Origin of the sequence: Pseudomonas sp. CFII64 (genome assembly GCF_000416235.1) — a bacterium.
Lineage (GTDB): Bacteria > Pseudomonadota > Gammaproteobacteria > Pseudomonadales > Pseudomonadaceae > Aquipseudomonas.
Map to the genome: position 1 here is coordinate 220,877 of NZ_ATLO01000049.1, position 22,335 is coordinate 243,211.

General features: G+C 59.9%; 22 protein-coding genes. 12 read left to right on the forward strand and 10 right to left on the reverse strand.

What is annotated here, in order from left to right:
* Positions 1-31 precede the first annotated feature (31 nt).
* Both coaD and CFII64_RS23980 read right to left on the reverse strand, forming a co-directional pair.
* Positions 32-511: a pantetheine-phosphate adenylyltransferase gene (gene coaD / locus CFII64_RS23975; protein WP_020293449.1), complete on the reverse strand. Its 480-nt coding sequence runs from the start codon at positions 509-511 to the stop codon at positions 32-34.
* A 245-nt stretch (positions 512-756) separates the two neighbouring features.
* Positions 757-2,166 carry a coniferyl aldehyde dehydrogenase gene (locus CFII64_RS23980; RefSeq protein ID WP_371106467.1) on the reverse strand — a complete coding sequence of 470 codons (1,410 nt, stop codon included), beginning with the start codon at positions 2,164-2,166 and terminating at the stop codon, positions 757-759.
* 186 nt (positions 2,167-2,352) lie between these two features.
* Between CFII64_RS23980 and CFII64_RS23985 the strand changes: the two genes are divergently transcribed.
* Together CFII64_RS23985 and CFII64_RS23990 are read left to right on the forward strand one after the other, a co-directional pair.
* Positions 2,353-3,024, forward strand: coding sequence for a TetR/AcrR family transcriptional regulator (locus tag CFII64_RS23985; protein WP_020293451.1), 672 nt, complete (start codon positions 2,353-2,355; stop codon positions 3,022-3,024).
* Between the two features lie 52 nt (positions 3,025-3,076).
* Positions 3,077-3,934 carry a sulfurtransferase gene (locus CFII64_RS23990; protein ID WP_020293452.1) on the forward strand — a complete coding sequence of 286 codons (858 nt, stop codon included), beginning with the start codon at positions 3,077-3,079 and terminating at the stop codon, positions 3,932-3,934.
* Between the two features lie 136 nt (positions 3,935-4,070).
* On the opposite strand, the gene CFII64_RS23995 is transcribed toward CFII64_RS23990, so the two are convergent.
* From CFII64_RS23995 to CFII64_RS24020, 6 genes are all read right to left on the reverse strand, one after another.
* On the reverse strand, positions 4,071-4,394 hold the full coding sequence (locus tag CFII64_RS23995; protein WP_020293453.1) for an AzlD domain-containing protein: 324 nt from the start codon (positions 4,392-4,394) through the stop codon (positions 4,071-4,073).
* A complete protein-coding gene (locus CFII64_RS24000; protein WP_020293454.1) occupies positions 4,391-5,119 on the reverse strand; it encodes an AzlC family ABC transporter permease in 729 nt (242 codons plus the stop codon). The genes CFII64_RS23995 and CFII64_RS24000 overlap by 4 nt, the downstream gene beginning before the upstream one ends.
* A 59-nt stretch (positions 5,120-5,178) precedes the next feature.
* On the reverse strand, positions 5,179-6,195 hold the full coding sequence (locus CFII64_RS24005) for a hydrolase (protein WP_020293455.1): 1,017 nt from the start codon (positions 6,193-6,195) through the stop codon (positions 5,179-5,181).
* Positions 6,196-6,395: 200 nt separating this feature from the next.
* Positions 6,396-6,980 carry a 16S rRNA (guanine(966)-N(2))-methyltransferase RsmD gene (gene rsmD, locus CFII64_RS24010; protein ID WP_020293456.1) on the reverse strand — a complete coding sequence of 195 codons (585 nt, stop codon included), beginning with the start codon at positions 6,978-6,980 and terminating at the stop codon, positions 6,396-6,398.
* Positions 6,980-8,458 (reverse strand): pitrilysin family protein, encoded by a 1,479-nt coding sequence (locus tag CFII64_RS24015; protein WP_020293457.1) that lies wholly within the window; start codon positions 8,456-8,458, stop codon positions 6,980-6,982. The genes rsmD and CFII64_RS24015 overlap by 1 nt, the downstream gene beginning before the upstream one ends.
* On the reverse strand, positions 8,455-9,807 hold the full coding sequence (locus tag CFII64_RS24020) for a pitrilysin family protein (RefSeq protein ID WP_020293458.1): 1,353 nt from the start codon (positions 9,805-9,807) through the stop codon (positions 8,455-8,457). The genes CFII64_RS24015 and CFII64_RS24020 overlap by 4 nt, the downstream gene beginning before the upstream one ends.
* A 267-nt stretch (positions 9,808-10,074) precedes the next feature.
* Here CFII64_RS24020 and ftsY point away from each other — a divergent pair, with 267 nt between their 5' ends.
* The 4 genes from ftsY to rpoH all read left to right on the forward strand — a co-directional run bounded on the left by ftsY (position 10,075) and on the right by rpoH (position 14,368).
* Positions 10,075-11,631 carry a signal recognition particle-docking protein FtsY gene (ftsY, locus tag CFII64_RS24025; protein WP_020293459.1) on the forward strand — a complete coding sequence of 519 codons (1,557 nt, stop codon included), beginning with the start codon at positions 10,075-10,077 and terminating at the stop codon, positions 11,629-11,631.
* Complete coding sequence (ftsE, locus tag CFII64_RS24030; RefSeq protein ID WP_020293460.1) at positions 11,628-12,299, forward strand: cell division ATP-binding protein FtsE; 672 nt, start codon at positions 11,628-11,630, stop codon at positions 12,297-12,299. The genes ftsY and ftsE overlap by 4 nt, the downstream gene beginning before the upstream one ends.
* Positions 12,296-13,327 (forward strand): permease-like cell division protein FtsX, encoded by a 1,032-nt coding sequence (gene ftsX, locus CFII64_RS24035; RefSeq protein ID WP_020293461.1) that lies wholly within the window; start codon positions 12,296-12,298, stop codon positions 13,325-13,327. The genes ftsE and ftsX overlap by 4 nt, the downstream gene beginning before the upstream one ends.
* A gap of 186 nt (positions 13,328-13,513) precedes the next feature.
* Complete coding sequence (gene rpoH / locus CFII64_RS24040; RefSeq protein WP_020293462.1) at positions 13,514-14,368, forward strand: RNA polymerase sigma factor RpoH; 855 nt, start codon at positions 13,514-13,516, stop codon at positions 14,366-14,368.
* Between the two features lie 218 nt (positions 14,369-14,586).
* On the opposite strand, the gene mtgA is transcribed toward rpoH, so the two are convergent.
* A complete protein-coding gene (mtgA, locus tag CFII64_RS24045; RefSeq protein ID WP_020293463.1) occupies positions 14,587-15,297 on the reverse strand; it encodes a monofunctional biosynthetic peptidoglycan transglycosylase in 711 nt (236 codons plus the stop codon).
* Positions 15,298-15,377: 80 nt separating this feature from the next.
* On the opposite strand from mtgA, the gene CFII64_RS24050 reads away from it, so the two are divergent.
* Both CFII64_RS24050 and CFII64_RS24055 read left to right on the forward strand, forming a co-directional pair.
* Entirely contained in the window at positions 15,378-15,755 is a 378-nt protein-coding gene (locus tag CFII64_RS24050; RefSeq protein WP_020293464.1) for a DUF423 domain-containing protein, read from the forward strand.
* Positions 15,756-15,919: 164 nt separating this feature from the next.
* Complete coding sequence (locus CFII64_RS24055; RefSeq protein ID WP_020293465.1) at positions 15,920-16,357, forward strand: DUF4399 domain-containing protein; 438 nt, start codon at positions 15,920-15,922, stop codon at positions 16,355-16,357.
* 193 nt (positions 16,358-16,550) lie between these two features.
* Here CFII64_RS24055 and serA read toward each other — a convergent pair whose 3' ends face one another.
* The gene (gene serA, locus CFII64_RS24060) at positions 16,551-17,780 is read right to left on the reverse strand and encodes a phosphoglycerate dehydrogenase (RefSeq protein WP_020293466.1); all 1,230 of its coding nucleotides are present in this window, start codon (positions 17,778-17,780) and stop codon (positions 16,551-16,553) included.
* 170 nt (positions 17,781-17,950) lie between these two features.
* Between serA and CFII64_RS24065 the strand changes: the two genes are divergently transcribed.
* The 4 genes from CFII64_RS24065 to CFII64_RS24080 all read left to right on the forward strand — a co-directional run bounded on the left by CFII64_RS24065 (position 17,951) and on the right by CFII64_RS24080 (position 22,233).
* Positions 17,951-19,345: an FAD-binding oxidoreductase gene (locus CFII64_RS24065; protein WP_020293467.1), complete on the forward strand. Its 1,395-nt coding sequence runs from the start codon at positions 17,951-17,953 to the stop codon at positions 19,343-19,345.
* 56 nt (positions 19,346-19,401) lie between these two features.
* Positions 19,402-20,067: a fumarylacetoacetate hydrolase family protein gene (locus CFII64_RS24070; protein WP_020293468.1), complete on the forward strand. Its 666-nt coding sequence runs from the start codon at positions 19,402-19,404 to the stop codon at positions 20,065-20,067.
* A gap of 177 nt (positions 20,068-20,244) precedes the next feature.
* Entirely contained in the window at positions 20,245-21,165 is a 921-nt protein-coding gene (locus tag CFII64_RS24075) for an SdiA-regulated domain-containing protein (RefSeq protein ID WP_020293469.1), read from the forward strand.
* A 162-nt stretch (positions 21,166-21,327) separates the two neighbouring features.
* On the forward strand, positions 21,328-22,233 hold the full coding sequence (locus CFII64_RS24080) for an SdiA-regulated domain-containing protein (protein WP_020293470.1): 906 nt from the start codon (positions 21,328-21,330) through the stop codon (positions 22,231-22,233).
* The last annotated feature ends 102 nt before the right edge of the window (positions 22,234-22,335 follow it).

Sequence of the window (22,335 nt, forward strand, 5' to 3'; positions counted from 1 at the left end):
TTCGATGCACCTGGCGTTGCCGATAAGGAGCTTAGCGCTTGAAACGTTCGGTAAGCGCCTGGGCGACAGCCGGATGCACAAATTTGGTGATATCCCCGCCCAAAGCCGCAATTTCGCGGACCAATGTGGACGATATGAACGAATAACGCTCCGACGGCGTAAGAAACAGGCTTTCCACCTCCGGCGCCAGTTGGCGGTTCATGTTCGCCAGCTGAAACTCGTACTCGAAGTCGGAAACTGCCCGCAGTCCACGTAGGAAAATATTCGCGTTCTGTTCCTTGGCGAAGTGGGCGAGCAACGTTGAAAAGCCCACCACCTCGACATTCGGCAGGTGTCTGGTGACCTCGCGGGCCAGCTCCACTCGCTGTTCCAGAGGGAAAAGCGGGTTTTTCTTCGGGCTGGCGGCCACGGCAATGACTACTTGGTCGAACAGGCGCGAGGCGCGTTCGACCAGATCGCCATGGCCCTTGGTAATCGGGTCGAAGGTGCCTGGATACAACACTCGGTTCATCGCGTCGTCCTGGTCGGAGTCCTTGGGGAATCGGATGGTAGCGCAGCAATCCCCATGGGCCAAGTCGGCGTGACAGAGGCAAAGGTCGTATTGCCCTTGAAAAGGTGACGTTGCGCGATGATCAGATGACCCATTGGAGCGAGGCTTGCCCGCGAACCCACCGTAGGCGCGACTGTAGGAGCGAGAACATCAAATGCCCTCCCGGCTAAAGCCGGTCCTACAGCTGGGTTGGCGTGCCCCGGCACTCATCGTATAAACAACCGATACACCAAGCGTTGAATGGCTTTGCCGTAAGGCGGATAAATCAGCCGGGCGGCGTTGAAACGTTGTTTGATGAACACGCCTTTGGCCTTGCTGAAGGTCAGGAACCCTTCGCGACCATGATAATGGCCCATGCCGGAAGGGCCGACGCCGCCGAAAGGCAAGTCGTCCTGGGCGACATGCAGCAGCGTATCGTTCAGGCATACGCCGCCGGAATGGGTGTGTTCCAGGACGCGCTGTTGTTCGGCCTTGTTGTAGCCGAAGTAATACAAAGCCAGCGGACGAGGGCGCTGGTTGATGTAGGCAAATGCCTGATCGATGCGGCTGTACGGGATGATCGGCAGCAATGGGCCGAAGATTTCATCCTGCATGACCAGCATGTCGTCGCTGACATCGAGCAACAGGCTGAACGGCATGCGCCGATCCTGACCCTGATCGTACAGCGCAATGACCCTGGCGCCTTTGCGGCTGGCGTCTTCGAGGTAGCCGTTAAGGCGCGTCAGTTGTCGCTGATTGATAATTGCCGTGTAGTCCGGGTTGTCCGTCAGCGTCGGATAAAACCCGCGCACGGCTTGCCGGTAAGCTTCAACGAAACCCTCGACGCGATCCTCTGGCACCAGCACGTAATCCGGCGCGACGCAGGTTTGCCCGGCGTTAAGGGTCTTGCCAAAGGCGATCCGTTCGGCGGCGTCCTTGAGTGGCACATCAGCGGAGACGATAGCTGGCGACTTGCCGCCCAGTTCCAGCGTCACCGGCGTCAGATTTTCAGCCGCAGCGCGCATCACCTGTCTGCCGATACTGGTAGAACCGGTGAACAGCAAGTGATCGAACGCCAGCCGGGAAAACTCGATGCCGACCTCGGCCTCGCCCAGCACCACCGCGACCAGATCTTCGGGGAATACCTGCGCAAACAGCCGCTTGAGCAGTTCCCCGGTCGCGGGCGTGGACTCGCTGAGCTTGAGCATTACCCGATTGCCAGCCGCCAGCGCGCCGATCATGGGCCCCACCGCAAGAAACAGCGGGTAATTCCACGGCACGATCACCCCAACCACGCCCAGCGGCTGATACACGACTTTCGCCGACGCCGGTTGAAAAGCAATGCCGACCTTGCGCCGCGCCGGTTTCATCCATTTCGTCAGATTCTTGCGCGCGTCATCGATGCCCATCAGGCAAGGCATCAATTCGGCGAGCAGGGTTTCATCGGCGCTGCGATGGCTGAAATCGCTGCTGATCGCCGCAATCAGCGCTTGCCGCTCGGCGCTGAGCAGGTCGCGCAGATTGCTGAGCCATTGTCGGCGCTGGCCCGCAGTGGGCATGGGATTGGCGGCGAACGCCTTGCGCTGCAGCGCGAGTACCCGATCCAGTTCGTTGAACGGTTGCTGCGTGGTGTGCATCCCGGCGGGTTCGGCAAACATGTGCGATTTCCTTGATCGACCTTGTGCTGCGGTTTTAGAGTGGTTGCTCTACAAAGTCAATTTGTCCATCGCGCCAAAACTCATCAGCCCTGCGAGGCAGCGATCTGGTAACACTTGCGTTAACATCCGTCTCATTCCAATAACACCCGAGCGACCGAGCTGAGCATGGCCCCACGCATCAAGACCCGTGAACGCATCGTGCAGAACAGCCTTGAGCTGTTCAATCTGCAGGGCGAGCGCAGTGTGAGCACCAATCACATCGCTGCGCACATGGAGATTTCGCCGGGCAATCTGTACTACCACTTCCCCAACAAGCAGGCGATCATCGCCGAGCTGTTCAGCGAATACGAAACCCTGGTGAACACCTTTCTGCGGCCACCCGGCGGGCGGTTGCCGACGGTCGAAGACAAGCGTTATTACCTGCTGGAAATACTCGACGGCATGTGGCGCTATCGTTTCCTGCATCGCGATCTGGAGCACTTGCTCGATACCGATCCGGAGCTTGCCGACCGCTACCGGCGTTTTTCCCAGCATTGCTTGATCCAGGCCATGGCTATTTATGGCGGTTTTGTCGAGGCTGGCATTCTGGAGATGGACAAGGTCCAGATCGAGTCGTTGACGCTCAACACCTGGATCATCCTGACGTCCTGGGTGCGCTTTCTCTGCACCACCCGGGAGAACAGCAGTCATTTGAGTGAAAACGCCATGCGGCGCGGGGTTTACCAGGTGTTGATGCTGGAGCTTGGCTATGTCACCGCTCAGGCCCGGGATGAGGTGAGCGCCCTGTGTTCGGAGTTCTATGTGCCGCTGCACGAGGCGTTGGCACACCAGGTTTGATTCAAGGCTTTGCAGGTTTCGATCAAATAATGAACAATTTAAGGAGCCAGACATGTCTATCGCGCAACTGATCAGCCCACTTCAACTGGCCGAGCGCCAGGAGCAAGGCGGGCTGGTGATTCTCGATTGCCGTTTCGCCCTCGAAGATCCGGAATACGGGCAGCGCAGCTATGCCGAAGGGCACATTGCCGGCGCCTGTTTTGCAGATCTGGAGCGCGACCTCAGCGGGCCGGTCAGCAAAGGCAAGACCGGACGCCATCCGCTGCCGAATCCGCAAACGCTGGTGCAGCGTTTGCAGGTTCTGGGCGTCAACGCAGACAGCGATGTCGTGCTTTACGACGATGGTCCGGGTGCATTTGCGGCCCGCGCCTGGTGGCTGCTGGCCTGGTTGGGCAAGCGTGATGGCGTGTTCATTCTCGATGGTGGCCTGAAAGCCTGGCATGCGGCGGGCTTGCCGCTGAGTCTTGATGCGCCGGACAAGAAAGTCGGTCATTTCAACGGGCAGCCAGACAAGTCGTTGCTGATCGACGCCGAGCACCTGCAGAAGCGATTGGGCAATCCGGACATGACCTTGATCGATGCCCGCGCCGAGGCGCGTTTCCGGGGTGAAGTCGAACCCATCGACCCGGTTGCCGGACATATTCCCGGCGCGCAGTGTGCGGCTTTCAACGAAAACCTCGGGCCGGACGGACGCTTTTTGAGTCCCGATCAACTCCAGCAGCGCTTCGCCGCCAAGCTGCAAGGTCGCGCGCCTGAGAAGCTCGTCGCCTATTGCGGCTCGGGCGTAACCGCCTGCCATAACCTGTTCGCGCTGTGCCTGGCCGGCTATCCGCTGGGAAAACTGTACGCCGGGTCGTGGAGCGAGTGGATTACCGATCCAGCGCGGGAAGTGGCGACTGGCGCCGCCTGAAACATCGGATCTGCAGGACCGGCTTTAGCCGGGAGGGCGAGAGGTCTGAGGGCGTAATTGCTGCGATTGGACGGGCTTGCTCCCGGCTGAAGCCGGTCCTGCGGTATGTAGTGCCCCGCAAATAATCCGGGGTTGATTAAATCTGCCCCAACACCCAGCGCAGCAGAAAAAACACCAGCAGCCCGCCGCCAATGGTCGCCAGCAGATTGCGGCTCAGCGCGGCGATGGCAATGGAGGCCAATCCAGCCAGCAGATACGCGTTATCCAGGCTCAGCTGCCAATGCGTGCCGTCGGGCAGCAACATGCCGGGCACGACAATCGCGGTCAGGACAGCGGTCGGCACGTAATGCAGGCCTTGGCGCACCACGGGCGGGAAGCGCAGATTCGGCCAGGCGAACAGGCTGTAGCGCATCAGAAACGTGATTGCCGCCATGGACAGGATCAGCCACCAGTAACTCATGAGTGAACCTCCTTCGTCGTACTTTCCGAGTCGGCCGTTGCGCGCCGCCGCTCCAGAATCACGCCCACCGCAATGCCGCTGAACGCTGCCGCCATCAGCCCGAGCTTGTAGGGCCAGGCATAAGTCATCAGGGCCACCGCTCCAGCGGCGAGCGCGGCGGCGATTTGCGGTTGGTTGCGCAATAACGGCACGACAATGCCGATGAAGGTGGCAAGCATGGCGAATTCCAGTCCCCAACTGGCCATGTCCGGCACAGCCTGCCCGAACAATACGCCGACCAGCGAACTGAGCACCCAACTGGCATACAGCGCGCTGGCCACGCCCAGCCAATACCAATGCGCCAGCGGCGTGCGGCCGTGGACGAGGTAAAAGCGTTGCACCACGGCAAAGGTTTCATCGGTGAGCCAGAACGCCAGCAACAGCCGCCAGCGTTGCGGCAATTCGGACACTTGCGGCTGCAAGGTGGCGCTGTACAACACGTGGCGCAGATTGACGATGAAGGTCGTCAGCAGGATGACCACCGCGCCAGCACTGGCGCCCATCAGGCTGATCACGATGAATTGCGCGGAACCGGCGTAGACAAACATCGACATGCCAACGGCCTGCCAGAGCGACAGCCCCGCCACGCCCGCCAGGGTGCCGAAAATAATACCAAAAGGGATAATGCCGACAATCATCGGCACGCTGTCGCGAAGGCCTTGAAGATACAGTTGGGTGCGGGACATTAGGGTCCTCCTTATGTCGCGCATCTTAGCCCAGGACGTGGCGCAGAATCTCCGTTGGATTAGCCGCGATGCGTGGTGGTCAGCCACAACGGAATGCGCCGCTCCAGGTAATAACCGGGATTTTTCAGCGAACCGTCGACAAACCCCACATGTCCGCCTTTGGCCTGCAGCTCGAATTGCGTACTGGACGACAGTTCATCGGCTTCGGGCAGGCTGTGCTTGAAGACAAACGGATCGTCCTCGGCCTGGATAATCAGGGTCGGCGTGCGGATTTCCCCCAGGAAATAGCGACTCGAAGCGCGCCGGTAGTAATCCTTGGCATCGACAAAGCCGTGCAGCGGTGCCGTGACCCGGCCGTCGAAGTCCCAGAAAGTACGCATGTTTTCCAGCGAACCCAGCGCCGCCAGCTCGGCCAGGCCTTCGCTCATGCCTTCGTGCTGGAAATGCCGCTGTTTGTCGCGGATATAGGTAAGCATCTCGCGCATGAAATGCCGCTGGTAAATCTTCGAAAAGCCCATGCCGATGCGATCCGCGCACTCGTCCAGGCGAAACGGCACGGAAACCGCCACGGCACCGAGCAAATCGCTGTTATGGCCCGATTCCCCAAGATATTTGAGCAATACGTTGCCGCCCAACGAATAACCAACGGCGTACAGCGGCGCCAATGGACGCAGGGCGCGCAAATGGGCGACCACCGAGGCGAGGTCTTCGCTGGCGCCGGAGTGATAGCTGCGCGACAGAAGATTGGGTTCGCCAGAGCAGCCGCGCCAGTTCAGCGCCACGCTGGCCCAGCCTTCCTGGGCCAACGCCTGTTGCAGTCCGGCCACATAAGGCGAGTTCGAGGAACCGGTCAGACCGTGCAGCACCAATACCAGTGGCGCATCGACTTGATGCGGGCCGTACCAGTCCAGGTCGAGGAAATCACCATCATCCAGCCAGACCCGCTCGCGCGGTCGCTCCATCGGCTTGACCCGACGCCACAGCGGCCCCCACAAGGTTTGCAGATGCGGATTGCCCAGGCCCGAGGCGGGGACGAAGCGGTTGGCAAACGAGGCATTGGCGAGTTGAGTGATCACGGTCGTCCTCCGGCAAGTGACGTTGCTGGATAAACGTAAGTTGCCACAAGTGGGGTGCGATGTAAGCGGGTTATTGCTGAGTGGTACTGCGACAGGCTGGCGACATAACACTTGTAATTGGACCGGCTTTAGCCGGGAGGATGGCATTCCTGACAGCGCAAATGCTGCGAACGCCCCTCCCGGTTGAAACCGGTCCTACATCACCCGCGCTGCCACAACGCGTAATACACCTGGCCGGCCTTTTTCTCCCGGTGCAAACGCCATGTGCCCGGCAGGCCGGTGGTGGAAGGTGGCGTTTCGCTTTCGGTGTAGATCCAGGCGTTTTCCGCCAGCCAGCCGTGGGATTCCAGCAGGGCGCAGGCCGAGGCCAGCAGGTTCTGATGGAACGGCGGGTCGAGGAACACCACGTCGAACGGCTCTGCGGCCTGGTTTTCCAGGTGACGCAGCGAGTCGGTGTGCGACAGCTGGCCGGTCGTGCAGCCCAGCATGGTCAGGTTCTGCCGCAGGCTGGCGATGGCCGCTGCGCTGTTGTCCAGTGCCAGGCCCTTGCTCGCGCCACGGGACAGCGCTTCGAAGAACAACGCGCCGCTGCCGGTGAACACATCCAGCACGCGGGCGCCTTCAATGTGCGTTGCCAGCCAGTTGAACAGGGTTTCGCGCACCCGGTCCGGCGTCGGGCGCAGGCCCGGAGCATCGGGGAACGTCAGCTTGCGGCTGCCCCATTGCCCGCCAATGATACGTAGTTGGCCCAGGCCGTTATGGCCCTTCGGGCGTGGATTGGCCATTAATGCTCCGGGACCCCAAGAGGTCGTTCTGCGGGTTTTTCGGTAGGTGGCGGCAGTGGTTTCTGCGGGACCGTCGGCCCGGCAGTGACGATCACCATCTTGTCTGCGCTCAAGTGTTTGCTCATGGCGGCCTTGACCTGCTCGACAGTGACTTCCTGCGACTGGGTCATGAAGTCTTCGAGGAACGTCAGCGGCAGGTCATAAAAGCCGATGGCGCCCAATTGCCCAACGATAGCCGAGTTGCTGGCGGTGGACAGCGGGAAGCTGCCGGACAGTTCGCGCTTGGCATCGTCGAGTTCTTTCTGGGTCGGGCCGTTGGCGAGGAAGTCGCGCACGATATCCTGCACCAGTTTCAGGGTGTTTTCGCTGAGTTCGGCGCGGGTCTGCAAGCCAATCATGAACGGGCCTTGGGCCTGCATCGGGGTAAAACCCGAGGAAATGCCGTAGGTCAGGCCGCGCTTCTCACGCACTTCGGTCATCAGGCGACTACCGAAACCACCCCCGCCGAGCACCGAATTGCCCAGTGAAAGTGCGGCGAAATCCGGATCGTTACGGTCGATGCCCAGCTGCGCGAGCATCAGGTGAGTCTGCTTGGACGGGAACTCGATGTGGGTTTCCCCGGCCTTGGGCTCAACCGGCGTTGGCAGTTTCGCCAGCGCCGGGCCTTTTGGCAGCGATGCCGAGACCTGCGCGGCGATGGCTTGCGCTTCGTCCCGGGACAAATCGCCCACCAGGGCAATCACTGCGTTGCCGGCGGCGTAAGCCTTGGCGTGGAAGGCCTTGAGCTGCGCCAGAGTGATCGGCGTGATGGTCTGTGCGGTGCCTTCGCTTGGATGGCCGTAAGGGTGATCACCGTACAGGCGCTTGAACAGCTCTTTGCCCGCCAGCGCGCCGGGGTTCTGTTTCTGGTATTCGAAGCTGGCCAGCAGCTGGTTCTTGATCCTGGCCAGCGAATCAGCCGGGAAAGTAGGCTTGCCGACTACTTCGGAAAACAGCTTGAGCGCCGGGTCGCGTTTATCAGGCACGCTCAGGCTGCGGACCGAAGCCACGGCCATGTCGCGATAAGCGCCGTTGCTGAAATCAGCCCCCAGGCCTTCGAAACCTTCAGCGATGGCGCTGACGTCCTTGCCTTTGACGCCTTCGTTGAGCATCGCGTTGGTCAGCACGGCAATGCCGGGCGTGGCCTGATCCTGACTGCTGCCAGCGGCGAAGGTCAGGCGCAGGTCGAACATCGGCAGCTCGCGGGCTTCGACGAACAGCACTTTCGCGCCTTCGGCGGTTTTCCAGGTCTGGATGTTCAAGGCGCGGCGTGCCGGTGCCTTGCCGTCCAGCTCTTTGAGCGATTGCAGTGCAGGTTGCGCGGGAGCGTCGGTCTTGACGGCATCTTCGGCAAGCGCCGTCTGTGCCGTGAAAACACTGAGTCCGGTGCTCAACAACAGACCAAACAGCGTGTTACGTGGGCCGTTGCGCTCACTCATTTTGTTTTCTCCTCAGGCAGAACGTGCGCAACGCTGAGGCGCTCACGGGTGAAATAAGTGCTCGCGGCTTTCTGGATATCAGCCGGGGTGACGCTTTGCAGCGACGCCAGCTCTTCGTCAATCAACTTCCACGACAGGCCGACGGTTTCCAGCTCGCCAATGGTGCTGGCCTGGCTGGTGATGGAATCGCGTTCGTAGACCAGCCCGGCGATAACCTGCGCGCGGACCCGTTCCAGCTCTTCGGCAGAAGGCGGCTTGGTTTTCAGCTCGTTGAGCAGTTTCCAGATGCCGGCTTCCACGTTGGCGAGGGATTTTTTCTTCTGCACGTTGGGCGTGGCGCTGATTATGAACAGGCTGTCGCCACGGGCAAACGCGTCGTAGCTGGACGAAGCGCCGGAGACCAGTTCTTCGCCACGCTCCAGGCGCGACGGGATGCGGGCGCTGTAGCCGCCGTCGAGCAGGGCGGCGATCAGGCGCAGGGCATTGACCGAGCGCGGGTCTTCAGCGGTGGCCAGGCTCGGCACGTTGAAGCCGTACATCAGGCTCGGCATTTGCGTCTGCACATGCAGCGTGATCTGGCGTTCGCCGGGTTCGGCCAGTTCCAGGGGTTTTTTCGACGGCGGCACGTCACGACGCGGGATCGGACCAAAGAAGCGTTCGGCCAGGGCTTTGACCTCCTCCGGTTTTACATCACCGACCACCACCAGCGTGGCGTTGTTCGGCACGTACCAGGATTCATACCAGTGGCGCAATTCCTCGACTTTCATGCGGTCCAGGTCAGCCATCCAGCCGATGGTCGGCGTGTGATAGCCGCTGGCCGGGTAGGCCATGGCCTTGAAGCGTTCATAGGCCTTGGCGTTCGGTTTGTCGTCGGTGCGCAGGCGACGCTCTTCCTTGATCACTTCGATCTCGCGGCTGAACTCGTCAGGCGGCAGCTTGAGGCTGGCCATGCGGTCCGCTTCCAGCTCGAAGGCAACGCTCAGGCGGTCGCGGGCCAGCACCTGGTAATAAGCGGTGTAGTCATCGCTGGTGAACGCGTTTTCTTCGGCGCCCAGATCGCGCAGGATCAGCGAGGATTCGCCAGGGCCCGTCTTGGAGCTGCCCTTGAACATCATGTGTTCCAGCGCATGGGACAAACCGGTCTGGCCGGGCGTCTCGTAGCTGGAGCCGACTTTGTACCAGACCTGCGAAACCACCACTGGAGCGCGATGGTCTTCGCGTACGACCACTTTGAGGCCGTTATCGAGCATGAATTCGTGGGTGGGTTGCGGGTCGGCGGCCAATACTGTCAGGGGCAGACAAATTGTGCTGAGCAGCAGGCCTGCGGCGCGGCGGGCTAAAGCATTCATTCGTAATTTGAACCTGTAGGACGGCCCGCGTGAACTTAGCGTCGGCGGGCGCGGGGGTGTTAGGATACTGGTCCGTTGAGTCCGGAGCCACGGCTGAAACAGCCATCAACGTTTCGGACCTGACGAAACCTGCTCAAATCGGCTCGTACGGTACCCGTATAAAGAGCTGAAGGGTGAACAAGCAGTCGCAAACGTAGTCTGTTTTGCATGTCAGAATTTTCAGAGGCGCCGCTCTGGCGCGTCGCTACCTTGAGATAGCCGTCCTCCATGTTTGGTTCCAACGACGACAAGAAGAACCCAGCCCCGGCTGGCGAGAAGAAAGGCCTGTTCGGATGGCTGCGCAAGAAGCCGCAGGAAACCGTAGTCGAACAGCCACAAGAGCTCCCTGCAGATGCAGCCGCGCCTGAGCCGATTGTCGAATCGGCTCCGCTGGTCGCCGAGCCGCAGTTTGTCCCGGCGACGACGCCGGAACCTGTGCGCGAAGCCGTCCACGCCGAGCCGCAGCCGATCAATCCGCCTGCGCAGGCCCAGCCGTGGCTGACCTTGCCGGTTGCCGAAGAGTCGGTGGCGCTGATCGACGAGCTTGAGCCACACGTCACACCGCCGATTGGGCCGCCGGTGATTTTCCATCCGCAGCCGGCCCCGACTCCAGAGCCTGCGCTTGAACCAGAGCCGCGAATTGACGTGCCAATGGTCGAGCCCGAATCGACCATCATGCCAGAGCCGGAGCCGGAGCCGGAGCCAGAGCCAGAGCCAGAGCCAGAGCCCGTCGCTGTAGCGCCGGTGATCGTCCCGGTCGCGCCTGCTGCTGCGCCAGTGATCGCGCCTGTTGTGGTCGCTCCTGAGCCAGAACCTGCGCCTCCGGCCGTCGCGCCCGTGACCGAAGCCGCCAAAGCCGGTTTCTTTGCCCGCCTCAAGCAAGGCCTGTCGAAAACCAGCGCCAGTCTTGGCGAAGGCATGGCCAGCCTGTTTCTCGGCAAGAAAGTCATCGACGATGATTTGCTCGAAGAAATCGAAACCCGTCTGCTGACCGCCGACGTTGGCGTCGAAGCCACCGGCGTGATCATTCAAAGCCTGACCCAGAAGGTCGCACGCAAGCAGCTGACCGATGCCGACGCGCTGTACAAATCCCTGCAAGCCGAGCTGGCTGCGCTGCTCAAACCGGTTGAACAGCCGCTGATCATCGACAGCAGCCGCCGTCCGTTCGTGATTCTGGTGGTGGGCGTGAATGGCGCGGGCAAGACCACGACCATCGGCAAGCTGGCCAAGAAGCTGCAACTGGAAGGCAAGAAAGTCATGCTGGCTGCGGGCGACACCTTCCGCGCCGCCGCTGTCGAGCAGTTGCAGGTCTGGGGTGAGCGCAACAATATTCCAGTCATCGCCCAACACACCGGCGCCGATTCCGCTTCGGTGATCTTCGATGCCGTGCAGGCCGCCAAGGCCCGTGGCATCGATGTGTTGATCGCTGACACCGCCGGGCGTCTGCACACCAAAGACAACCTGATGGAAGAGCTGAAAAAGGTTCGTCGGGTCATGGGCAAGCTCGACGCCGACGCGCCGCACGAAGTGCTGTTGGTACTCGACGCCGGCACCGGCCAGAATGCCATCAACCAGGCCAAACAGTTCCACCAGACCGTTTCCCTGACCGGTCTGGCCCTGACCAAGCTCGACGGCACTGCCAAGGGCGGGGTGATTTTCGCGCTGGCCAAGCAATTCGGGCTGCCGATTCGTTACATCGGCGTGGGCGAAGGCATTGATGACCTGCGCACCTTTGAAGCCGAACCCTTTGTCCAGGCTCTGTTTGCGGAGCGGGAGCGCACATGATTCGTTTCGAACAGGTCGGTAAACGCTATCCGAACGGACACGTCGGCCTGCATGAGCTGAGCTTTCGAGTACGTCGCGGTGAATTCTTGTTCGTCACCGGCCACTCCGGTGCTGGCAAAAGCACCTTGTTGCGCCTGCTGCTGGCCATGGAACGCCCGACCACCGGCAAGCTGCTGCTGGCCGGTCAGGATCTGGGCCAGATCACCACGGCGCAGATTCCGTTTCTGCGTCGGCAGATCGGCGTGGTGTTCCAGAACCACCAGTTGCTGTTTGATCGCACGGTGTTCAACAACATTGCCTTGCCGTTGCAGATTCTTGGCTTGTCCAAGGCCGAGATCAACAAGCGTGTCGATTCCGCATTGGAGCGCGTGGCGCTGTCGGACAAGACCGATCTGTATCCCGGCGACCTGTCCACCGGTCAACAGCAGCGCGTCGGCATCGCCCGCGCCATCGTGCATCGCCCGGCTTTGCTGCTGGCCGATGAACCGACCGGTAACCTCGACCCACGTCTGGCGGCGGAAATCATGGGCGTGTTCGAAGACATCAATCGGCTGGGCACCAGCGTGCTGATCGCCAGTCACGACCTGGCCCTGATCGCCCGCATGCGCCATCGCATGCTGACCTTGCAGCGCGGCCGCTTGATCGGCGACGGGGAGGCTGGGGTATGAGTGCCACACGTTCGTCCAAGGTTTCCGATCGCGTCGCGCCAAAAGCCGCCGAACCGACGCCGCAGAAAAAACCCAAGAAAAACAGCCACGATGACGACGGACCGGATTTCGGCACGCTGTTCAACGCCTGGCTGGAAAGCCATCGCTCCAGTCTGGCCGACAGTTTGCGTCGCCTGGGCAAGCAGCCGATTGGCAGCTTCTTTACCTGTCTGGTCATGGCTATCGCCTTGAGCCTGCCGATGGGCTTGTCGTTGCTGTTGAACAACGTCGAGCGTCTGGGCGGTTCCTGGCAGCGCGCGGCGCAGATTTCGCTGTACCTCAAGCTCGATGCCAGCGCCAGTGAAGGCGACAAGCTGCGCGACGAAATCAAGCTGATGCCGGGGGTTGCCGACGCTGAATACATCAGCCGCGAGCAGGCCTTGACCGAGTTCCAGCAGCAATCGGGCCTGGGCGAGGCGCTCAAGGAGTTGCCGGAAAACCCGTTGCCGGGCGTCGTGCTGGTCACGCCGAACGAAGTCGACAAGCCCGCGCTGGAAGCACTGCGCACCCGTCTGGCGCAAATGCCGAAAGTGCAGCAGGCACAACTGGACCTGGTCTGGGTCGAGCGTCTGGCGGCAATCCTGAAACTGGGCGACCGCTTTGTGTTTGGCCTGACGGTCCTGCTGGTGCTGGCCTTGCTGCTGGTGATTGGTAACACCATTCGTCTGCACATCGAGAACCGACGCACGGAAATCGAAGTCATCAAGCTGGTTGGCGGCACCGATAGTTATGTACGGCGTCCGTTCCTTTATATGGGCGCATTGTATGGTCTCGGGGCAGGGTTTCTGTCTTGGGGGGTTCTGGCTTTTGGTCTAGACTGGCTCAACGACGCGGTTGTCGGGCTGGCCGGGCTGTATGGAAGTGACTTCGCGCTGGCCGGTGTTCCGCTCGCAGATGGCCTTTCGCTCTTGCTTGGAGCGGTGCTCTTGGGGTATATCGGTGCGTGGATTGCAGTAGCACGCCATTTGAGTGAGTTGGCACCTCGGTAAATTTTTCTTCATCTATTGACCATGTAGGACCGGCTTCAGCCGGGAGCAGGCGATTCACGGTGCGGAGGGTTTTCACGCACCTCGCGGCCAAAGCCGCTCCTGCGAGTTATGGAACTTGTCCAGCGGTTCCCGGTCAATTTCGCAGTGCTGAACTGCACGAGTCATGTGTCGGAGGTATCGTTTCGTATGACCACTTCTTTGCAACCTGTCTATGCATTAGCCCCAGGCGCGAACCTGGAAGCCTATGTACACACCGTGAACAGCATCCCTTTGCTGACGCCGGAGCAGGAGCGTGAACTGGCTGAGAGTTTGTATTATGAGCAGGATTTGGGGGCGGCTCGGCAGATGGTCCTCGCCCACCTGCGTTTTGTCGTGCATATCGCACGCAGCTATTCCGGCTACGGTCTGGCCCAGGCTGACCTGATCCAGGAAGGCAACGTTGGCCTGATGAAAGCCGTGAAGCGCTTCAACCCGGAAATGGGTGTGCGTCTGGTGTCCTTCGCCGTTCACTGGATCAAGGCGGAAATCCACGAGTTCATCCTGCGCAACTGGCGCATCGTCAAGGTCGCGACCACCAAGGCGCAGCGCAAGCTGTTCTTCAATCTGCGCAGCCAGAAGAAACGTCTGGCCTGGCTGAACAATGAAGAAGTGCATCGCGTGGCGGAAAGCCTCGGCGTCGAGCCACGTGAAGTGCGCGAGATGGAAAGCCGTCTGACCGGTCACGACATGGCGTTCGACCCGGCTACCGAAGCCGACGACGACAGCGCGTTCCAGTCGCCTTCCAATTATCTGGAAGACCACCGTTACGATCCGGCGCGTCAGCTGGAAGATTCTGACTGGACCGACAATTCAACGGCCAATCTGCATCAGGCGCTGGAAGTGCTGGACGATCGCAGCCGCGATATTCTCTATCAGCGCTGGCTGGCTGAAGAGAAAGCCACGCTGCATGACCTGGCGCAGAAGTACAACGTCTCCGCCGAGCGTATTCGTCAGCTGGAAAAAAGCGCGATGAATAAGCTCAAGTTGTCGATTGCCGCGTAAGCGCTAGCCGAACAAAAAAACGCCCCGAAAGGGGCGTTTTTTATTGGGCTGTCCGGCTCACTCTTCCGGCATCACGCAAACACTGGAATTGGAATGCATTCCGTAGGACTGGCTTTAGCCGGGAGGGGGGCGGTACATTCGCTGCGAACCCTTGGTCAGGAATGAAGCTCTCCCGGCTAAAGCCGGTCCTACGGTTCGCCTGTTTTCCGCGCGACCGGTCAAAACGTGCGGCTATGATTCAATCCGGTCAGATACTCATCCCCGCCCAACTGGCGCATCTGCTGGCGGATCCAGCCGGCTCGGCGCAGCACGTAGCTGCTCGGGCGGCTTGCGCTCCATTTGCGGGGGTTGGGCAGGACGGCGGCCAGATAGCTCGCCTGTTGCGTGGACAGGGCGCTGGCGTTGACACCGAAGTGGTGCTTTGCCGCCGCCTGGGCGCCGAACACGCCTTCATCCCATTCGACACTGTTCAGGTAGACCTCAAGAATCCGCTCCTTGGACCAGAGCATCTCGATCAGCAGGGTGAACCACGCTTCCAGGCCCTTGCGCAGATAACTGCGCCCGGACCACAGGAACAGGTTCTTCGACACCTGCTGGCTCAAGGTGCTCGCGCCGCGAATCGAACCGCCCAGCTCGTTATGGCTGATAGCAGCCTGAATGGCACCGACGTCAAACCCCCAATGCTCGGCGAATTTCTGATCTTCACCGGCAATCACGGCGATTTTCAGGTTATTGGAGATTTTTTCCCACGGTTCCCAGTCGCGTTGCAGATCGATGGGCTGGCCGTCGAACCAGGATTCAACCTTGCGCTCGACCATCAGTGCGGTGCCGGGCGGCGGCACGAAACGGAAGATCAAAACCAGAACGACGCTGCCCGCTGCAAACCAGAGCAGGCCTTTGATGAACCGTTGCACAATTAAACGCAGCATAGAGATGGCTTGGCCGAACCCGTTGAGCGGGCCATTATACAGACCGTGCGCCTTTGGACGATTTTTGACTGGAGTTCTCGATGCTTCGTAGCTTTTTAATGCTTGCCGCCTTCTTTGGTTTCACCGGCGTGGCCTTGGGCGCATTCGCGGCCCATGGCCTGAAAAACCGCTTGAGCGCTGAGTACCTGGCTATTTTCCATACAGGTGTGCTCTATCAGCTGGTGCATGCGCTGGCGTTGCTGGGCGTGGCGTTGCTCGCGGCGCAGATTCCCGGCCGCTTGATGACCCTGGCCGGTTACTCGTTCGCCGTCGGCATCCTGCTGTTCTCCGGCAGCCTTTATCTGCTGACGCTGACCGGAGTCAGCAAGCTGGGCATCATCACGCCGTTTGGCGGGCTGGCGTTTTTGATCGGCTGGGCGATTCTCGGTCTGGCCGCCTGGCGTCTGGGCGGGGTTTGATGACCGCTGCCGCAACATGAAATCTCTGACATAAAGGCACTTCGTTCAACGATAAATCCAGTGCCGCGCTATGGTAAGGATAACGCTTGAGCCTTGCGCGGCTTGAGCCGAAGCCACGGATCCAAGGTCTGATGGCTGAGTCTCATAAAAAATCTGGAGAAAACATGAAGACCTTGTTGGTAAAAACTGCTCTCACCGGCCTCTTGCTGAGCGCCTCCCTTCTCGCCAGCGCAGCCGACGTTCCGCACACCGCGTCACCTGCGGGCGCCGAGGTTTACATTATCTCGCCCAAGGACGGCGCGACCGTTCCGGGTACGTTCAAGGTTCAGTTCGGTCTCAAAGGCATGGGCGTTGCGCCAGCGGGCGTGGATGTTCCCGACACCGGTCACCATCATTTGCTGATTGATGTGAAAGATCAGCCTGACCTCAACGCGCCGTTGCCGGTGAGCGATAACATCCGCCACTTCGGCAAAGGCCAGACCGAAACCGAAGTCACCCTGGCGCCGGGTCGCCACACCCTGCAATTGATCGTCGGCGACAAGAGCCACATCCCGCTCAACCCTTCGGTCGAGTCGAAGGCGATTACGGTGAATGTCAAATAATCGGCGCCCATTACCGTAGGACCGGCTTCAGCCGGGAGGGGGGCGGTCCATTCGCTGCGAACCCCTGGTCAGGAATGAAGCTCTCCCGGCTAAAGCCGGTCCTACGGAGCGATGTTTGCCGAGCACATTCGGGTGAAATGCCCGCCACAAAAAAGGAGACCCGAAGGTCTCCTTTTTGGTTGACGCTGAGCGCCTAGAACAACACGCGGCTGCGGATGGTGCCTTTGATGTGTTGCAGTTTTTCCTGCGCCAGATCGGAATACTCGGCATCGACGTCGATGACCACGTAGCCGACTTTCTCGTTGGTCTGCAGGAACTGACCGGAAATGTTGATACCGTTTTCGGCGAAGACCTTGTTGATCTCCATCAGCACGCCCGGGATGTTCTGGTGAATGTGCAGCAGACGGTGCTTGCCAGGGTGAGCCGGCAGCGCAACTTCCGGGAAGTTGACCGAAGACACCGACGTACCGTTGTCGCTGTACTTGACCAGCTTCTCGGCCACTTCCAGACCGATGTTGGCCTGGGCTTCGGCAGTGGAACCGCCGATGTGCGGGGTCAGGATCACGTTGTCCAGGCCGCGCAGCGGGCTTTCGAAGATGTCATCGTTGGAGCGAGGCTCAACCGGGAATACGTCGATGGCCGCGCCGATCAGGTGCTTGTCCTTGATCGCGTCCGCCAGGGCGTCCAGTTCAACCACGGTGCCGCGCGCCGCGTTGATCAGGATGCTGCCCTTTTTCATGGCGCGGATTTCTTTCTCGCCGATCATCCACTGGGTTTCAGCGGTTTCCGGAACGTGCAGGGTCACGATGTCCGACATGCCCAGCAGTTCGGTCAGGCTCGACACCTGAGTGGCGTTACCCAACGGCAGCTTGGTCAGCGTGTCGAAGAAGTAAACCTGCATGCCAAGGCCTTCGGCCAGTACGGAAAGCTGGGTGCCGATCGAGCCGTAGCCGACGATACCGAGCTTCTTGCCGCGGATTTCGAAGGAGTTGGCCGCGCTCTTGATCCAGCCGCCACGGTGGCAGGATGCATTCTTCTCAGGGATACCGCGCAACAGCAGGATCGCTTCAGCCAGTACCAGCTCGGCAACCGAACGGGTGTTGGAGTACGGCGCGTTGAACACGGCGATACCGCGTTCGCGGGCAGCGTTCAGGTCGACCTGGTTGGTGCCGATGCAGAAACAGCCGACCGCGACCAGTTTCTTGGCGTTGTCGAACAGCTCTTCAGTCAGTTGCGTGCGGGAACGGATGCCGATGAAGTGAGCGTCGGCGATCTTTTCTTTCAGTTCGGCTTCCGGCAGAGACTTGGTGTGGTACTCGATGCTGGTGTAACCGGCTGCCTTGAGGACGTCCACAGCGGATTGATGGACGCCTTCGAGAAGAAGGAACTTGATCTTGCTCTTGTCGAGGGAAGTCTTGTTCATCTGCTTAAACCTGTGTCCCGGAGAAAAATGGCAGGAAGTGAAACCGTCGCTTTATCGGCCCGGAAGCTCGATTAGCGGGGGGCGTATGCTAGCATATGCACCCCGCGAAACCCCATTCCTGGACGTGAAGCGTTCTCAGGATGACCATGAATTGTTCGAGAGTTCCGTCGATGACCAATCCTGCGCTAATAGATGAGCTGAAGACCCTGGTTGAGCCTGGCAAAGTGCTGACTGATGCCAACTCCCTTGAGGCATATGGCAAGGACTGGACCAAGCAATACGCGCCTGCGCCTGTCGCTATTGTGTTTCCCAAGACCATCGAGCAGGTTCAGGCCATCGTCCTTTGGGCCAATGAACACAAGGTGGCGCTGGTGCCATCTGGCGGCCGCACCGGGCTTTCCGCCGCTGCCGTGGCCGCCAATGGTGAAGTGGTGGTTTCGTTCGACTACATGAACCAGGTGCTGGAACTGAACCTCACCGAGCGCACCGCGCGCTGCCAGCCGGGGGTGATCACCAAACAGTTGCAGAACCTCGCGGAAGAAAACGGCCTGTATTACCCGGTTGATTTCGCGTCGTCGGGTTCCAGCCAGATTGGCGGCAATATCGGCACCAATGCCGGCGGGATCAAGGTTATTCGCTACGGCATGACGCGCAACTGGGTCGCGGGCCTGAAGGTCGTCACCGGCAAAGGTGACATCCTCGAATTGAACAAGGACCTGATCAAAAACGCTACCGGCTACGACCTGCGTCAGTTGTTCATCGGCGGTGAAGGTACGCTGGGCTTTGTCGTCGAAGCCACCATGCGTCTGGATCGCGCACCGAAAAATCTGACCGCGATGGTCCTGGGGACCACCGACTTCGATTCGATCATGCCGGTGCTGCACGCCTTCCACGGCAGACTGGATCTGACCGCTTTCGAGTTTTTCTCCGACAAGGCCTTTGCCCGTGTCATGAGCCGTGGTGACGTACCTTCGCCGTTCGATACCCCGTGCCCGTTCTACGTCCTGCTGGAATTCGAAGCGACCACCGAAGACGTGGCCAACGAAGCGTTGGCGACATTCGAGCATTGCGTCGAGCAGGGCTGGGTGCAGGATGGCGTGATGAGCCAGAGCGAACAGCAACTGCAAAACCTGTGGAAGCTGCGCGAATACATCTCCGAAACCATCTCGCACTTCACGCCTTACAAGAACGACATCTCGGTCACGGTTTCGAAAGTGCCGGCATTCCTGAGTGAAATCGATGCGATCGTCGCCGAGCACTATCCGGATTTCGAAGTGCTCTGGTACGGCCACATTGGTGATGGCAACCTGCACTTGAACATCCTCAAGCCTGAGGCGCTGGACAAGGAAGAGTTCTTCGTCAAGTGCGCCAAGGTCAACAAGTGGGTGTTCGAGACCGTGCAGAAGTACAACGGCTCGATTTCCGCCGAGCACGGCGTGGGCATGACCAAGCGCGATTACCTGACGTACAGCCGTTCCCCGGTCGAGATCGAATACATGAAGGCCGTCAAAGCCGTATTCGACCCGAACGGCATCATGAACCCGGGCAAAATCTTCGCGGTTTAAGCGGCCTTTGCTATCTATAGTGGCAACACCTACATCGATCAGAGCCAGGAGCAGCCATGAGCTATCAGCACAAGTATGTCGACGGAACCAGCATCCACTTTCCAATGGGCAAAGTGGTGTGCATCGGCCGCAATTACGCCGAACACGCCAAGGAACTGGACAATCCGGTGCCGACCGAGCCGCTGTTGTTCATCAAGCCCGGCAGTTGCGTGGTGCCGCTGGAAGGTGGTTTCACGCTTCCGACTGATCGCGGCTCGGTGCATTACGAAGCCGAAATCGTCGTGCTGATTGGCAAGCCGCTGACCAAAAGCCCGACCCGTGAAGAAGTCCTGGATGCCATTTCCGGCTTCGCCCCGGGCCTGGACCTGACCTTGCGTGATCTGCAGTCGAAGCTGAAAGAGAAAGGCCTGCCATGGGAACTGGCCAAATCGTTCGACGGCGCGGCGGTTATCGCGCCTTTCGTCCCGGCTGAAACCTACGACGACCTGACCGATATCGGTATTCGTCTGACCATCAATGGCGAAGTTCGCCAGGACGGCAACAGCAGCTCCATGCTCAACCCTATCGTGCCGATGATTCAGCACATGGCGGCGTGCTTCTCGCTGCAAGCCGGTGACCTGATCATGACCGGCACGCCCGCCGGCGTGGGGCCGTTTCAGGCCGGAGACGATCTGGTGCTGGAGCTGACTGGTCACACCCGTTTTGAAAGCAGCGTTCGGTGATACTGACCTGAACCTGAAAAGCCGTCTGCGATGCTGTCGCAGGCGGCTTTTTTATGTCCGATCCGCACTGATCCGTGCAATTGGCGTTTTTTTCACAATTGATCTGGATAATCCCGCCTCGGCCCTGCTCGGGGGCATTGCGCAACCCGCCGCTGTATCTGCCCAGGAATGTCCTCCATGTCCACTCGCTCCGGATTGTTGAAACCCAAAGGCCGTCTGTCGCGGATGCGCTGGTATGCGGGATTGCTACTGGTCGCGGTGATTGGCTACGGCGTGGCTTTCCTGCTGCATTGGGACGATCGCGGCGTGCTGTGGCTCAAGGAAGCGCTGGAAAGCCCGTCCGAGCGCGCCGCCAGCGTCTGGTTGCCCGACTATAAGGTCGATATCGACGCCAAGCTGCTGCCGGGCATGGAGAAAGACGAGGCTTCCGATCTGTCCTACAGCCCGGCGAGCAAAACCTTGTTTTCGGTCATGGGCAAGAACCCTTTTCTGGTCGAACTGACGTTGAAAGGCGATGTGCTGCGCAAGATTGCGCTGGTGGGCTGGAGCAATCCTGAAGGCGTGGCGGTGCTGGAAAATGGCCTGATTGCGATCACCGATGAGCGCCAGCACCTGCTGACCATCGTCAAGGTGGCGCCGGATACCACGACGTTGAACATCGCTGAGGCCATGAAATACGACCTCGGCCCGTCTGAAGACCAGAACAAAGGCTTCGAAGGCATCGCCTGGGACCCGCGCCGCCAGCAGATCCTGCTCGGCGAAGAGCGTCCGGCAGCGATGTTTGCCTGGAAGAGTGATGGCAGCGGATTGCTTGAGGGCGACAAACAGAAACTCGAAGGTCTGGTATTGAATCTGCGCAACCTGTCGGCACTCAGCGTCGAGCCGCGCACCGGCCACACGCTGGCACTGTCCGCGGATTCGCACTTGCTGCTGGAGCTGGACGAGAAAGGCGAGCAGGTCAGCTTCATGACCTTGCTGGGCGGCTTCAACGGCCTGAACAAAACCATCCCTCGCGCCGAAGGTGTGGCAGTTGATGAAAGCGGCACGATGTACATGGTCAGCGAGCCGAATCTGTTTTATTCGTTCAAGAAGCAGTAGTGCTTAGCGCTGCCCTGTAAATATCGTGATCCTCGACATACACCATTTGAGGTTGAACACATCCTGCAAATTCTGGTTTTTGTGTAATGGCTCAAAGCTATTAAGCTTTAATTCAGTTTGGCGTGGTATTTATGCTGCCCGTCTGATCGTCGAGCCCTCTGCATGCGTCGCTTCTTCACTGCAAAAATTGTCTACCCGGTCCTGATTCTCCTGGCGTTGCTGATGTTTTTCGTTGGCCGCGAGTATCGGTTGATGGAGCGCGCCTGGTTCAATTGGCACGTGCTGTGGCAAGCAAATGATCTCGCGACGGTCGGGCTTGGCGACTATCGTGTGGTCATCGAGGCTCAGCCTATCGTTGGGCTCGACGATGACGTTTCCGCCCTCAGCTACGATCCGGACCGCAAAAGCCTGTTCACCGTGACCAACAAGAATGCGGAAATGGTCGAGCTGAGCCTCGATGGCCGGATTCTGCGCCGCATCGCGCTGACCGGTTTTGGTGATGCCGAGGCGGTGGAATACATCAGTCCGGGCATTTACGTCATCAGCGATGAATACCAACAACGGCTGATCAAGGTGCATGTGGACGACGACACGCTGTTTCTCGACGCGGCGGACGCCGAGCAACTGACCCTGGGCATCGATGCCGGCGGCAATAGCGGGTTTGAAGGCCTGGCCTACGACACCAAGGGCCAGCGCCTGTTTGTCGCCAAGGAGCGCAAGCCGGTGCAGATCATCGAAGTGCGCGGTTTCCCCAACCTCAGCACCGATACGCCCAACGTCATCGAAGTGGCCTCCAATGCGCGGCGCGATGCGGGATTGTTCGTGCGTGACTTGTCCAGCCTGCAGTTCGACGAGCGCAGCGGCCATTTGCTGGCGCTGTCGGATGAGTCGCGGCAGATCCTCGAGCTCAATACCGAAGGGCTACCGATTGGCAATGTCTCGCTAAGCAGCGGCCAGATGGGCTTGCGCAAGAATGTGCCGCAAGCCGAAGGCATCGCCATGGGCGATGACGGCACGCTGTATCTGGTCAGCGAGCCGAATCTGTTTTATGTGTTCAAGAAGCAGTGAGGCCAGCCTCGCTCTCATCCATTGGATTGGGATGAGCTCGTAGGACCGGCTTTAGCCGGGAGCTGGGACCTCCATCCGCAGCAGCATGGTCGTCGAACTACC

Coding starts and splice junctions, on each gene's coding strand:
- mtgA (WP_020293463.1), bottom strand. CDS start 15,297: ATGCTGCGTTTAATTGTGCAACGGTTCATCAAAGGCCTGCTCTGGTTT.
- rpoH (WP_020293462.1), top strand. CDS start 13,514: ATGACCACTTCTTTGCAACCTGTCTATGCATTAGCCCCAGGCGCGAAC.
- serA (WP_020293466.1), bottom strand. CDS start 17,780: ATGAACAAGACTTCCCTCGACAAGAGCAAGATCAAGTTCCTTCTTCTC.
- CFII64_RS24065 (WP_020293467.1), top strand. CDS start 17,951: ATGACCAATCCTGCGCTAATAGATGAGCTGAAGACCCTGGTTGAGCCT.
- CFII64_RS23985 (WP_020293451.1), top strand. CDS start 2,353: ATGGCCCCACGCATCAAGACCCGTGAACGCATCGTGCAGAACAGCCTT.
- CFII64_RS23990 (WP_020293452.1), top strand. CDS start 3,077: ATGTCTATCGCGCAACTGATCAGCCCACTTCAACTGGCCGAGCGCCAG.
- CFII64_RS24080 (WP_020293470.1), top strand. CDS start 21,328: ATGCGTCGCTTCTTCACTGCAAAAATTGTCTACCCGGTCCTGATTCTC.
- CFII64_RS24050 (WP_020293464.1), top strand. CDS start 15,378: ATGCTTCGTAGCTTTTTAATGCTTGCCGCCTTCTTTGGTTTCACCGGC.
- CFII64_RS24075 (WP_020293469.1), top strand. CDS start 20,245: ATGTCCACTCGCTCCGGATTGTTGAAACCCAAAGGCCGTCTGTCGCGG.
- ftsX (WP_020293461.1), top strand. CDS start 12,296: ATGAGTGCCACACGTTCGTCCAAGGTTTCCGATCGCGTCGCGCCAAAA.
- CFII64_RS24055 (WP_020293465.1), top strand. CDS start 15,920: ATGAAGACCTTGTTGGTAAAAACTGCTCTCACCGGCCTCTTGCTGAGC.
- rsmD (WP_020293456.1), bottom strand. CDS start 6,980: ATGGCCAATCCACGCCCGAAGGGCCATAACGGCCTGGGCCAACTACGT.
- CFII64_RS24020 (WP_020293458.1), bottom strand. CDS start 9,807: ATGAATGCTTTAGCCCGCCGCGCCGCAGGCCTGCTGCTCAGCACAATT.
- CFII64_RS24070 (WP_020293468.1), top strand. CDS start 19,402: ATGAGCTATCAGCACAAGTATGTCGACGGAACCAGCATCCACTTTCCA.
- CFII64_RS24000 (WP_020293454.1), bottom strand. CDS start 5,119: ATGTCCCGCACCCAACTGTATCTTCAAGGCCTTCGCGACAGCGTGCCG.
- CFII64_RS24015 (WP_020293457.1), bottom strand. CDS start 8,458: ATGAGTGAGCGCAACGGCCCACGTAACACGCTGTTTGGTCTGTTGTTG.
- CFII64_RS23995 (WP_020293453.1), bottom strand. CDS start 4,394: ATGAGTTACTGGTGGCTGATCCTGTCCATGGCGGCAATCACGTTTCTG.
- ftsY (WP_020293459.1), top strand. CDS start 10,075: ATGTTTGGTTCCAACGACGACAAGAAGAACCCAGCCCCGGCTGGCGAG.
- coaD (WP_020293449.1), bottom strand. CDS start 511: ATGAACCGAGTGTTGTATCCAGGCACCTTCGACCCGATTACCAAGGGC.
- CFII64_RS23980 (WP_371106467.1), bottom strand. CDS start 2,166: ATGCACACCACGCAGCAACCGTTCAACGAACTGGATCGGGTACTCGCG.
- ftsE (WP_020293460.1), top strand. CDS start 11,628: ATGATTCGTTTCGAACAGGTCGGTAAACGCTATCCGAACGGACACGTC.